Here is an 11,996-nt window from a genome sequence, read left to right as displayed (position 1 = left end):
TATACGCGTCAACTTATCAGTGAAATGGAAGCACTAATGGCTCAGAACATAGATTCAATCCTCAATTTCGCCAAGCTTGATACCGCTATCGAGCGCTATAAACTCGATACTGAAAAAGTACTGATGGGCGACCCTGAGCAAGAACTGCAAAACCACTACTCAAGCGATTGCGAGCAGTTTCACGCAGGCGTTTGGCAAGGCGATATAGGTACTTGGAAAGTTAGCTATAGCGAACATGAATATTGTGAAATTTTAGCCGGTGCCAGCAAGGTCACCGATAAAAATGGTCACAGCATAACGGTAAAAACGGGTGACAGGTTTGTCATTCCAGCAGGGTTTGAAGGCACCTGGGAGGTGCTAGATAACTGCCGTAAGGTATATGTGATTTTCGAATCTAACGCGCAGTAATACCGATAGGTATAGGCACTAGAAAATCGCTTATCAGCCATGAGGTCGTAGCAATATGCTGCTGTTTGGCAAAACAAATTGATGCTCAATATCGATGTGCAATATGCCTTGATATTAACAATAACAACCAGCATCAAAGTCAACATAGTAAAATGGAGAAACTACCGTGTATAAAAAACTCAATAAAAAACGGATCGCCCAAGTTGTCGGCCTAACACTTTCAACAGCGCTAATTGCCCCTCTAGCTCAAGCGGAGTTCTCTGGCGAAATAGGTGTTACTAACGATTACCGCTTCCGCGGTGTGTCACAAACAGCGGGAGACTTTGCTGTTCAAGGTAGCTTAGATTACAGCCTGGAAAATGGTCTTTTCTTTGGTGCTTGGGCGAGTAATGTTGATAAAGATAGCTATGATGCCGATGTAGAAGTCGATATTTATGCGGGTTATTGGGGCGCTTTCGGTGCCGATGAAGAGTGGGAATATGACGCAACACTGACCTACTACACCTACCCAGGACAAGATGAAAATACTGGTTATTTAGAAGCGAATGTGGGTCTCTACTATTCAGGCTTCCACCTTGCACAGTGGTATACCAATGACTACGCTAACGCCGATCTTTCACTAAACTACACTGAGCTTAACTACTCTTATGAGATCTTCGAGAACTGGAGCATCGATGCCCATGTGGGTTACAGCTATGGTGAAGGTGTGAATGATCCAGAAATGGGTGACTGGGGTGAGGACTATGTCGATTACTCTATCGGAGTCTCTACTGAACTTGGTGGTGTAGGCCTGTCTCTAGCTTGGCTAGACACGAACTTAAGCGATGACAATATTATCGACTCGAAAGAGCCATGGAGAAACGACGGTACAGTGCTAGCTACCGTAAGCTATGCATTTTAAGCTTGCCTAAATAGTTTCCCTGCCAATAAAAAAACCGCCAACTGGCGGTTTTTTTATTGGCAGCTGTTGTTTGAGCACTATTTTAGCTTGGCCATACTCTCAAACTCCCCTTGCGTAATATGTTCGGCAACTTGCCGCCAGCGTTCGCTCAAGTGCACATGTTGATGGTTACGTTCGGGAAAGGTTTTAGATAAATTTTCAAGTAGTTGAGCCTGTTTCTCACAGAGCTCAAGCCAGCGATCGGTATTTGATATCGACATAGGGTGTTGTCCTTAACAGTAGACAGCTGATTTCAGATGACTAATTCCGCATAAGCAATTCATTCAGGGTAGTTTGAATCTCGTAAAAATTCCAATCTCGTGAGCTAACAAGCTTTTAAATCACCATAGGGAGGAGTATGTTAACTTTAGGGCTATAAGTGATTTACAGAAAAGGAAAGCGCATGACCCCAACCCTACTTAAAATTGTTTTTATTGCTATCGCTATTTTCATTGTCTACAAGCTTATCTTCAGTGGCAAAAAAGGATTAACCCTGTTTGAAATGCATTTTAAAGAAGGCCGCCTGACCTCCCATAAAGGCAAGATCCCCGATAAGTTTGCCAAAGAATGCCGCGCGATTGCAAAATCGGACAAGCTGACTTGCACTGTTAGAGCTGAAAAGCTTGGCGATGTACGCCTACATGTGTCAGCTAACGTCAGCGAGTCGATTACTCAGCGCATTAGAAATGTATTTCCGTTTGAGTATTACGACAAGAAGCAGGTCGATAACAGCCGTAAGATGTCATAACGCCTACTTGGCCTTCACTCTTTAGTCGCTGAAGGCCTAAAACTACAATTACGCATTTCTATCTACAACCTACAGCCAAAAAAATGCCAGCTCGTAAGCTGGCATTGTAAATACGTACTTATACCGACTGGTATAAAAAGTATTAGCGGCTCTTTTGCGCGAAACGCTCTAGGCCCCATACCAATAAAATACCGGCAAACATAGCGATAACCGCATACATCAACAGCGAAGGTTGACCGGTAATATGCTCATACTGCATTGGTGATAGTACACGCTCATCGAGTGGCACCATTTGTCCTTTTGAGTTTTCGCGAAAAGTCATCACCTCTTTCCATGGCCAGATCTTACCTAAAGTGCCGAGCATCAAACCAATTAAAAACATCAGTGTCGCATCATGGTACTTTCTAAGTAATGCCGACAGTACGTGACTAAAACAGAGTATGCCTATTGCTGCACCCGCCGCAAAGGTGGCCATAATGGCGATATCAAAATTCTTAACGGCGCCAATCACTGGCGTGTATAAACCAAGAAGTAGCAAGATAAAGCTACCCGAAATACCCGGTAGGATCATCGCAGTGATCGCAATACAGCCGCCTAAGAACACGTTGAGATAGGTCATCTCAAGCGCTATAGGGTTGAGCATGGTAATCCCCCACGCAAACACCGCCCCCAAGGCAAACAAAACCAAGCGTCCTAAGGTAAAGCCCTTCACTTGCTTGAGCATATGAATCACTGAGATCAAGATCAGGCCGAAAAAGAATGACCACACGGGAATTGGATGAGTGTCCAGTAAATAAGTGATCAATTTGGCCAGACTGAGAATACTGGTCAAGATCCCACCGAATACACAGACTAGGAATGGACCATTAATATGCATGAAAGCCGCTTTAATGCCCTGCTCTTTAATCACGCCCAGTAAAGAGGGTCTAATTTTTTTGATACTTTCCAATAACGGGTCAAGAATCGCCGTAATAAAGGCGATCGTGCCGCCAGATACCCCAGGAACAACATCGGCTGCGCCCATCGCCATTCCCTTGAGGTAAGTCTTTAAATAGTTCACTTTATTCCTTAATTTACTCAAAACTACTCGCCGGCAAAATTATACGTTCCAACCCTATAAGAAAGGAAATGAAGTTTACGTTTATAAAGGTTAATTAACCTACGGCTGGCATTTTATGTTAATTCGATGTTAATCTCATCAGGCCAGTTACACAAACAGGTAAGAAGATGAGACACCCCGATCAAAACAACAGACCGACAAAGGTCATGTCACTCTATAATCGAGTCACCCGACTGCCCTTTGGAAACAAACTCTTTTCCTTGATGGTTAGCCGTATGGCACCTTATTTTGGCACAGTAAAGCCCATCATAAGTGAATTAAATGTGAACCGCTGTATCTGCCAGATAAAAAAGCGCAAAGCCGTGCACAATCATATTCAAACTGTGCACGTTATCGCGATCTGTAATGGGCTAGAGATGGCGATGGGGGTGATGGCAGAGGCCTCTATACCACATCACTTAAGATGGATCCCAAAAGGAATGAGCGTGGACTACACCGCCAAGGCTGGCAGCGATATAACCTGTGTTGCCGAGGTGAAGCCAGAGCAGTGGGTACCCGGTGATATGTTAGTACCGGTAACGGCCTATGACACCGAAGGCGTCGTAGTAGTACAAGGTACAATCAAGCTATGGATCTCAGAAAAGCCAATAAAAAACTAATCCACATCAAGCCTTACTCAATGGGTGAGAAAAATTATCGTTTGATAGAAGGTTTTTCCCTGCTACTATTTCCAAAACTACCGAAACATATTTTTCTTTGTGAGTAAGCGTATGGACACTGAAGTTGCAGCAAAAGCACTGAAAGAGCTAGGTCACCCTACTCGGTTAACTCTATTTCGATGCTTAGTCAAAGCAGGGCGTAAGGGTCTGCCAGTAGGCCACCTACAAGAAAGGCTACAGATCCCAAACTCGACACTATCACATCATCTCTCAAGTTTAATGTCTGCTGGGCTGGTCAAACAGCACAGAGAGGGACGTGTGCTTCACTGTATTCCTCAATTTGACTGCTTGGAAGGACTTATACAGTTTTTACAAGAAGAGTGCTGCTCTGAAGAGTCTTGCTGACTCTGTTGCAATCGCCCCTCTATTCACTAACTGCGATTAAGTACACTGATATAAGCAGTGATGTTATCAATAATATTACAGTACGTAATGCTGCGAATAAATACAGATAAACCTCGATGACAAAAAAAGTAGTGGTATCAAGCGGTGTAATAGACAGTTGGGATGATGCTAAGGGCTTCGGTTTTATCCAAATAGCGAAACAAAAACAGCAGGTCTTTTTACACATTTCAGCCTTTGCCAGCAAAGGAATACATCCACAAGCGGGCAACCGAGTTCAATTTCATCTCGTTAAGGATAAGCAGGGTAAATGGCGCGCCGACAATGCGCAGTTGCTAAGTGGCGGCGCAATAAAGTCGAGTCGAAAAATTAGCTGCTCACCGAGCCGGTTTAGTATCGCTATTGCGTTGAGCTTTATCGCCATTTTGGCCATTAGCTACTCACTACAACATATCCCTCTTTGGCTGTTACTCTATTTTATCTCTGCTAGCCTAGTGACATTTATCGCCTATGGCTGGGATAAACACTCGGCACGTAACAATCGCTGGCGAGTGAGTGAATTAAAGCTTCACCTATTAAGCTTGGCTGGAGGCTGGCCTGGTGCCCTACTTGCTCAGCAGTGGCTCAGGCATAAATCGGCCAAGGGCCGTTTCAAATTCATCTTATGGTTAACGGTGCTTTGTAATCTGTCACTGATTTATCTGCTGCATAGACCGGAGCTTGACGTGCTGTTTATACAACCAAAATAATCTTTATTAATCAGTAGGTAATAATAAAAACGCAGCTTATTAATCGGCTGCGTTTTTCATTTTAACTGAGTCTATCCTTTTAAAAACCTTAAGGTGTCACGGTCACCTCTGCCGAACCAGACACCATACCCATAGTCGCGGTCACGGTGGCGTTACCGACACCTTCGGCGCGAACCACCTCTTGATGACCATAGGCGACGCTATCATCAGTTGAGCTCCAATCGACATATTTAGCGTAGTCATACACATCGCCATTGCTATAGGTCACCATCACCTGAACAATTTGATAATCTCCATTATTAAGTGTCAGTACATTTGGAATGATTTCAATAAGCTCTGGCATATTGGGTTTAACACTTAACAACAAGCTATCAGTAAGCCCCGCGTAAGACACAGAAATAGTTGCAGAGCCATCCTGCCCGACTCCCATGGCCTCGCCAGCACGGGAGTTCCCCGTTTGGATTGATATTGTATAGATGTCGTCACTTTTCCAATCCGCATCTAAGGTAATATCGACCACAGTGGCATCAGAAAAATACGCATTGGCATAAAACTGCTGCATATTTTCAGAGTAAATCGTATCGACTCTAGGGGTGATCTCTATGCGCTCTATCACGGCGGCAGTAACTTGCGCACTGACACTATCGACAGCGCCATCAAATTGAGCAGTGATCTCACTCATGCCCACGGCTTTAGCCGTTGCCGTGCCGCCATCGCTTCCCGAGGTAACGATATGTACCACATCTGAATGACTCGAAGACCAGGTGGCTAGCTCTGTCACATCCTCATCGGGCCTATCGATATAAGTTGCAACCGCTTTATAGCGTCCCTTAGTACCAATGGGCGCCGACAGGTTATCGGGGCTGATAGTCAGCCCAACAAGCTCACTATCATACACAGTAATTCTGCCTTGCCCCTGAACACCTTGATAAATCGCAAAGGTATCCGTTGCCCCCACTTCTATACCGTATGCAAGCCCTTTATCATCAATAGAGACTTTACTCGCATCTCCTGGTCGCCAATCACTGATATTTGTAACGTCTTTTTGAGTTATCGCTCCGCTATCATTTCTATAAACAGCAAATGCCTGTAACGGGGTCGTTTTATTCACGATAACATGAGTATCGGCAGGCTCGACTTGCACACCTAAGTATTCTAAATCACTGACTATAACTTGAGCCTGAGCGTCCATACCGTAGTAATGCGTTTTTACACTCGTCTGTCCGTGAACATCCCCAGTGACCTGACCTGCAGAGAACCCAGATGGAACAACATGTGCTATAGAGTCATCCGCTAAGGTCCATGTTGATACCGTCGATACATCATTTGAATAACCGTCAGAATAGAACGCCCTCGCGACATATTGCTGACTTTCATTAATATTTATCGTCGAGCTTACTGGCGTAACCTGAAGATCCACTAAAACGGGTTCATTAACTAAGAGTGAAGCCTTAGCCGTGAGTGATTTATAACTCGCTTGGATCTCTGTGTTACCCGCCAATAAAGTATGTGCGACACCTTGAGAGTCAACAGTGGCAATATCGGTTTCGCTGCTCTGCCAACTCGACGCTAACGTCACCTCTTTACTGCTGCCGTCGGAGAAGCGAGCAAAGGCTTGATAGGCTTGATCTAGCCCGGCTGCAACCGATGCATCCGGTGGGGATACGGTCAATTCGACTAATTCGGCTGGCGTTACCTTTACCACTGCGGTATCAGTTGCCGTTAAATATTGAGCCGTGATGAAAGTCTGCCCTAGTCCCATGGCGCTGGCAAAACCGCTGTTCGGTGCACCAGTACCAATATGCACTATCGCATCATCATTCGATGTCCAAGTTGCAACCTTAGTGATACCTTCTGAGCTGTTGTCGCTATAGAAGGCACGGGCAGTAAACTGGCCTTCAGTCCCTAACGGCACACTGATTAAGCTTGGTGTGACACGAATATAGCTCAGTTGTGCATCGGTCACATTCAGTTCAGCCGTTGCCTTAAAGCCTATATAGCTGGCACTGACGACAATATTGCCAGCCTTATAGCTTTGAGCAACGCCCAATCGATTAAGGGTTGCAACCTCACTATCTGAGCTGTTCCAACTGACAACGTCTGTAAGGGATTTATTGCTACCATCAGAGAACACGCCTGTCGCTTGATAGGGCTGATTGAGTCCTGCTGCAATACTGCTATAGGCTGGTGAGATCACAAGCTTTTCGAGTATGGCATCGGTTACCTTCACATTGACCTTATCGCTCTGCCCTTCAAAATCGGCTTGAACTTTTGTCATCCCAACCGCAATAGCTTCAGCAAAGCCCGCATCGCTTCCCGTTGCCGCAATATTAACTAGGCTTGGATCAATTACACTCCAAGTTGCTAAATGGGTGACGTCACTCGTGTGGCCATCGGAATAAAATGCATCGGCGCTATACTGCCCCGTCGTCCCCAACGGAACCGAGAGGTTTGCAGGAGAGACTTGAAGACTAGTCACTTCGGCATCGGTCACCTTAAGCTCTGCAACCGCAGAGAAACCGATATAACTCGCCTGGATCTGACTCGTCCCCTGCTGGTAACTTTGCGCTAAGCCATATTTATCAATCGTCGCAATCGCTAATGCGCTAGATTGCCAACTTGCCACATAGGTTAACTCTTTATGACTACCGTCAGAAAATATGCCAAACAGTCGATATTGTTGAGTATTACCTGCAGCCACCGTTGCCGTTGCAGGCGTTAAAGTAACCGACTCGAGTATTGCACTGGTGACATTAACATTGGCGCTTGCTTGCATGCCTTGATAGCTGGCCTCAACGGTCGAGCTTCCTTGAGCCACTCCTTCGGCAAGACCGGTGGCGTCAACTTGAACAATAGAGGACGACAGCGAACCCCAATTGGCTAAGCTAGAGACATCGCTACTATGACCATCTGAGTAATAGGCCGTTGCAATCAGTTGCTGGCTATAACCTACCGCGATGTTGCTCTCTGCGGGTGAGACCTGCAACTGAGTGATCACCGCATCAGTCACCACTAAATCGGCACTGACCTGCATGCCAAGATAACTGGCAACAATCTTTACCTGTCCCTCAACAAGACTATGCGCTAAGCCGAAGCGGTCAATGGTGGCGATGGCTGCATCACTGGTTTGCCAATAGGCGTAAGGCGTCACCTCTTTACTGCTACCATCAGAAAAGAGCGCGAACAATTGATAAGGCTGATTATTACCTGCTGCGATGCTCGCGCTAACAGGTGAGATAATCAGGCTCTGTAAAATTGCAGGGGTGACCTTGGCCGTCGTTTTACTGCTAATAGTTGACGATGCCCCAGTCTCAGCTACGGCTTGTGAATCACGTGGCGTCAATGCTGAGCTTTTTACTGAACTGACTCCTGAACTGAATCCAGAGCTTAGCCCTGCATAGGTCGCAGAGATCTCTACTAGTCCCTCGGTTAGTCCCATGGCATAACCGCCATCGACTCCTGAATTAACAATACTCACAACCTTTCGATTACTCGACAGCCAACTCGCCTGCTGAGTAACATCATTGCTATGCCCATCGGAATAATAGGCTATTGCAATATATTGGCCCTGTGTGCCTATAGGCACCTGCAGATCTATCGGTGAGATCTGTAAATTAACCACATTCGCTTGTGTAACGGTTAACTCTGTTGCCTGATTCTGCCCCAGATAATCGAAGCGGATCTCTGTAACTCCCGCTTGATAGGTATCAGCGATGCCTGAAAGCCCACCCGTTAAGCCAACTGAAGCGATTTGTGGCTCACTACTTTGCCAATACCCCAAACTCGTGACATCTTTGATGCTACCATCACTAAAACTTGCATGGGCATGATATTGAACCTGAGTGCCAGCCGGTACCTGAGTATTTACAGGAGAGACCTGCAGCGAGGTTAACACCGCATTGGTAACTTCTAACTGCGCATTTGCGCTTAGCTCTTGATAGGTGGCGGTAATGCTTGAGCTACCAAGCGCTTTTGCGGTGGCATCGCCAGCATTTTGCCCTTGTGCTGTGATGTCGACAACATCCGTCTGCGATGCAGACCAGAGTGCATCACGGCTCACATCTTTCACCTGACCATCTGAAAAATAGGCCGTTGCAACATAACTGCCTTTGGTTCCCACAGGAAATATCCCTTGGGCGGGAGTCACGATTAAGTTACTGACCTTTGCATCGACAACCGTTGCACTGGTTGTATCTAACAAGCTAATACCAGCAAATGAAAGTGTCGCCGTCACTCGTGTTTGCCCTAGTGTCTTAGCGACTAAAAAGCCTTGATTATCGATAGACGCAATATCGACAGAAGAAGAGTGCCACGCCGACTGCGTCGTCACATCTATACTCAAACCGTCTTCTAAGATAAGGTGCGCTTGGTACTGCAGACTGGTGCCATTAGGTAATACTTCATCTACGGGGTTAATCAATAACTGACTTGGTTTGGTCGCTAGCACAACTAATGTTGCTAATGCCTCTTGAGCAGAAAAATTCGCTTTCACCTGCGTCACACCAACAGTAACCCCTGTTGCGAGTCCGATTGATTCTCCAGCGGACTCTATTGTTGCGGTAGCAGTGTCTAAACTTGTCCAACTCGCATCGTTAGTCACATCTTGTTGATGGCCGTCTGCAAACAAAGCCAAGGCGCGATAACTCTGACTCATTCCAACCAATATCTGCGCCTGTCCAGGTTCAATATTCAGCGCCATCAGAGCGGCATCCGTCACTTTAAGTGCCGCGCTATCGGTTAATACCATGCCTCCTTCCTGCACGGGTGGGAGACTAGCAGTTATCTGCACCTCTCCTGCTAAGGCTCCCATAGCGACACCATTTGTAGAAATAGTGGCAAGTGTTGGCTCACTGCTCGACCAACTAACTTCTTGGCTGACATCTTTCGTTGCGCCGTCACTGTACGTCGCGAATGCTTGGTAGATTTGATGAGTGCTTACAGCGATAACACTGTTGCTTGGAGTAATATCAAGAGCGACCGCATAGGCAGGGCATGGATTATCGGGTCCACCGCAGGCCCCCGTTGGAAAGCCATCGTCATCGCCGCCACAACCAGCAAGAATCAATAAGGTCAGCAAAATCAACTGGCGATATACTTGTTTAAATATGGACATGTTTAGATCTCCGGCTTCATTTCTGATGTCGTTGATTGGATGTGTATTAACACCCGGCGGTTTTCATGGCGATGCTCAGGGGTGTCATTTTTCATTAGCGGGAACTGCTCACCATAACCATGGACCTCTATCTGCTCAGGTTTAATACCCGCTGCAATTAAGTAGTCGGCCACAGCTTGAGCCCTACGCTCCGACAGGGCTTGGTTGTATGTAGCGTTGCCTTTGGAGTCTGTATAGCCCTTTATGTTCGCTATAGCCTCTGGTGATTGTTTCAGTCGCTCAATCACCGGCGCTAAAGAACCAGAATGGGTTAACTCGCTGCTATCAAAATCAAATAAGCTGATTACCGTTAATGCTGGTAATACAATCTGTTTTGGTGTTACAGGGATAATTTTTTCAGGTAAGGTTACCGGAGTTTCTTTAACGGGCGGCTGAGCTTTAGTCGCTGATTGACCAAAACGATAACTAATACCTAAAGTCGTTAGGTGGCCGTTACTACCACCAATCAGATCACTGCCTAAGCTATCGATATATTGATATTCGAGTCGTGCGACCCAAGAAGGCGATAACTGATATTCTACCCCAGCCCCGAGCATAGGAGCCCAGTCTGAATCTGAGTTACGACTCTGAGGGCCGCGGTTGTCACCATCCCAATAGACGCTACCCGCCTTGGCAAATAGCTCAAAACTTTCACTTAAACTAAACCGGGTCACCGCCGAAATTTCCCAACCTTTCATGCTACCAGTATAAGTGTTATTTACACCGCTCTCTGAGTAATGCGCCACCGCCTCCCCCAAGTCGAGGTAAGCGGTCTCAAAACCTAAATATTGCCACGCTTGATAACCGACAAAACCGCCAAAACCTACATCGTTACCATCACAACTTATGCTCCAGCTTTCACAAGCATTTTGATAATGCATCTGACCAGCCTTTGCCCCAAGATAAAAGTAAGGATCAAACTCATTTGCAGCTTCAGAGTTGTCAGTTTCTGCCGCATAAACTGCGCCTAAAGACAGATATAGCAAAGTTGAAAAAACAATTGAGACATTCGCTATTGATCTCAGTTTAACCATGACTTACTCCTTGATAATGACGCGTTACAAACAGAGGCATAACTAAACACAATAACCCTAACGCGCTACAACACTCCATTGCCCGTAACAATAATCCGTATTAGCAGTGCTTATCAATCATTTATTCAATAACTTGATTAATACTTGATTAAACACTTGATTTCCTCACAAACCAAGTTCATATCATCAAGATGCCAAGCTCTATAAACTGCACTCTTAAAGAGAAGTACTGAGATTTACCTCTAGAGAGGGATTAGTTATCATGGGCAGTCGAATCAAAACAAGGTGACTCAAAAAATGAAGATGGTTTTAGCTGTTGTGGTAATTGCTTGTGTTGTGTTTTACTTTTTTTCGTCGATGAACAACCAAAAAGCGGCCAAAGAAAACATCGCGATAGGCAGTGCTTATTTAGCTGATAACAAACTAAAAGATGGCGTAACAACCACAGCTTCAGGTCTACAATATCAGGTACTAGAACCGGGTACAGGCACTGTGCACCCGAAAGCAAGCGATACCGTTACCGTGCATTATCATGGCACTTTGATTGACGGCACCGTTTTCGACAGCTCAGTTGAGCGGGGTGAGCCAATAGCATTTCCACTTAATCGCGTGATTAAAGGCTGGACCGAAGGTGTACAGTTGATGGTTGTGGGTGAGAAAGCGCGTTTCTTTATACCAAGTGAGTTGGCATACGGTAATCGTAGTGCAGGTAAAATCTCTGGTGGTTCAACCCTGATTTTTGATGTTGAGCTAATCAGTATCGATTAAGAAAGAACTAATAAGTCATAAAAAAGCCCGAATACGTAAACATTCGGGCTTTTTTTATTTGGCATAAAATTAGAAG

The 11,996-nt window shown here is 45.7% G+C and carries 11 protein-coding genes; 7 read left to right on the top strand and 4 right to left on the bottom strand.

Features of this window, described 5'->3' with window-relative positions:
* The first annotated feature begins 36 nt into the window (after positions 1-36).
* A complete protein-coding gene (locus SHAL_RS05015) occupies positions 37-408 on the top strand; it encodes a cupin domain-containing protein (RefSeq protein ID WP_012276108.1) in 372 nt (123 codons plus the stop codon).
* 166 nt (positions 409-574) lie between these two features.
* Complete coding sequence (locus SHAL_RS05010; protein ID WP_012276107.1) at positions 575-1,309, top strand: TorF family putative porin; 735 nt, start codon at positions 575-577, stop codon at positions 1,307-1,309.
* A 77-nt stretch (positions 1,310-1,386) separates the two neighbouring features.
* On the opposite strand, the gene SHAL_RS05005 is transcribed toward SHAL_RS05010, so the two are convergent.
* The gene (locus SHAL_RS05005) at positions 1,387-1,569 is read right to left on the bottom strand and encodes a hypothetical protein (protein WP_041415852.1); all 183 of its coding nucleotides are present in this window, start codon (positions 1,567-1,569) and stop codon (positions 1,387-1,389) included.
* Between the two features lie 182 nt (positions 1,570-1,751).
* On the opposite strand from SHAL_RS05005, the gene SHAL_RS05000 reads away from it, so the two are divergent.
* On the top strand, positions 1,752-2,096 hold the full coding sequence (locus SHAL_RS05000) for a DUF3634 family protein (protein WP_012276106.1): 345 nt from the start codon (positions 1,752-1,754) through the stop codon (positions 2,094-2,096).
* A gap of 142 nt (positions 2,097-2,238) precedes the next feature.
* Here the strand turns inward: SHAL_RS05000 and SHAL_RS04995 are convergent, their stop codons facing one another.
* Positions 2,239-3,156, bottom strand: a complete 918-nt coding sequence (locus SHAL_RS04995) for a polyprenyl-phosphate transporter (protein WP_012276105.1) — start codon at positions 3,154-3,156, stop codon at positions 2,239-2,241.
* 167 nt (positions 3,157-3,323) lie between these two features.
* On the opposite strand from SHAL_RS04995, the gene SHAL_RS04990 reads away from it, so the two are divergent.
* The 3 genes from SHAL_RS04990 (at position 3,324) to SHAL_RS04985 (ending at position 4,966) form a co-directional block, all read left to right on the top strand.
* Entirely contained in the window at positions 3,324-3,815 is a 492-nt protein-coding gene (locus tag SHAL_RS04990) for a hotdog fold domain-containing protein (protein ID WP_012276104.1), read from the top strand.
* Between the two features lie 111 nt (positions 3,816-3,926).
* Positions 3,927-4,220 (top strand): ArsR/SmtB family transcription factor, encoded by a 294-nt coding sequence (locus SHAL_RS22520; RefSeq protein WP_012276103.1) that lies wholly within the window; start codon positions 3,927-3,929, stop codon positions 4,218-4,220.
* 116 nt (positions 4,221-4,336) lie between these two features.
* Positions 4,337-4,966: a DUF1294 domain-containing protein gene (locus SHAL_RS04985; RefSeq protein ID WP_012276102.1), complete on the top strand. Its 630-nt coding sequence runs from the start codon at positions 4,337-4,339 to the stop codon at positions 4,964-4,966.
* A gap of 88 nt (positions 4,967-5,054) precedes the next feature.
* Here the strand turns inward: SHAL_RS04985 and SHAL_RS04980 are convergent, their stop codons facing one another.
* Positions 5,055-10,079, bottom strand: coding sequence for an Ig-like domain-containing protein (locus SHAL_RS04980; RefSeq protein ID WP_012276101.1), 5,025 nt, complete (start codon positions 10,077-10,079; stop codon positions 5,055-5,057).
* A gap of 2 nt (positions 10,080-10,081) precedes the next feature.
* Entirely contained in the window at positions 10,082-11,152 is a 1,071-nt protein-coding gene (locus SHAL_RS04975; RefSeq protein ID WP_012276100.1) for an OmpA family protein, read from the bottom strand.
* Between the two features lie 297 nt (positions 11,153-11,449).
* Here SHAL_RS04975 and bamJ point away from each other — a divergent pair, with 297 nt between their 5' ends.
* A complete protein-coding gene (bamJ, locus tag SHAL_RS04970) occupies positions 11,450-11,920 on the top strand; it encodes a BamJ family beta-barrel-assembly machinery protein (RefSeq protein WP_012276099.1) in 471 nt (156 codons plus the stop codon).
* Positions 11,921-11,996 lie beyond the last annotated feature (76 nt).

Source organism: Shewanella halifaxensis HAW-EB4, from assembly GCF_000019185.1.
GTDB classification, from domain to species: Bacteria; Pseudomonadota; Gammaproteobacteria; order Enterobacterales; family Shewanellaceae; genus Shewanella; species Shewanella halifaxensis.
The sequence above is the reverse complement of the archived record's forward strand: the minus strand, read 5'-3'. Positions and strand labels throughout refer to the sequence as shown.

What these genes read in the sequence shown, in the direction of transcription:
- SHAL_RS05015 (WP_012276108.1), top strand. Translation starts at nt 37, where the DNA reads ATGGCTCAGAACATAGATTCAATCCTCAATTTCGCCAAGCTTGATACC.
- SHAL_RS05005 (WP_041415852.1), bottom strand. Translation starts at nt 1,569, where the DNA reads ATGTCGATATCAAATACCGATCGCTGGCTTGAGCTCTGTGAGAAACAG.
- SHAL_RS05000 (WP_012276106.1), top strand. Translation starts at nt 1,752, where the DNA reads ATGACCCCAACCCTACTTAAAATTGTTTTTATTGCTATCGCTATTTTC.
- SHAL_RS04990 (WP_012276104.1), top strand. Translation starts at nt 3,324, where the DNA reads ATGAGACACCCCGATCAAAACAACAGACCGACAAAGGTCATGTCACTC.
- SHAL_RS22520 (WP_012276103.1), top strand. Translation starts at nt 3,927, where the DNA reads ATGGACACTGAAGTTGCAGCAAAAGCACTGAAAGAGCTAGGTCACCCT.
- SHAL_RS04985 (WP_012276102.1), top strand. Translation starts at nt 4,337, where the DNA reads ATGACAAAAAAAGTAGTGGTATCAAGCGGTGTAATAGACAGTTGGGAT.
- SHAL_RS04980 (WP_012276101.1), bottom strand. Translation starts at nt 10,079, where the DNA reads ATGTCCATATTTAAACAAGTATATCGCCAGTTGATTTTGCTGACCTTA.
- SHAL_RS04975 (WP_012276100.1), bottom strand. Translation starts at nt 11,152, where the DNA reads ATGGTTAAACTGAGATCAATAGCGAATGTCTCAATTGTTTTTTCAACT.
- bamJ (WP_012276099.1), top strand. Translation starts at nt 11,450, where the DNA reads ATGAAGATGGTTTTAGCTGTTGTGGTAATTGCTTGTGTTGTGTTTTAC.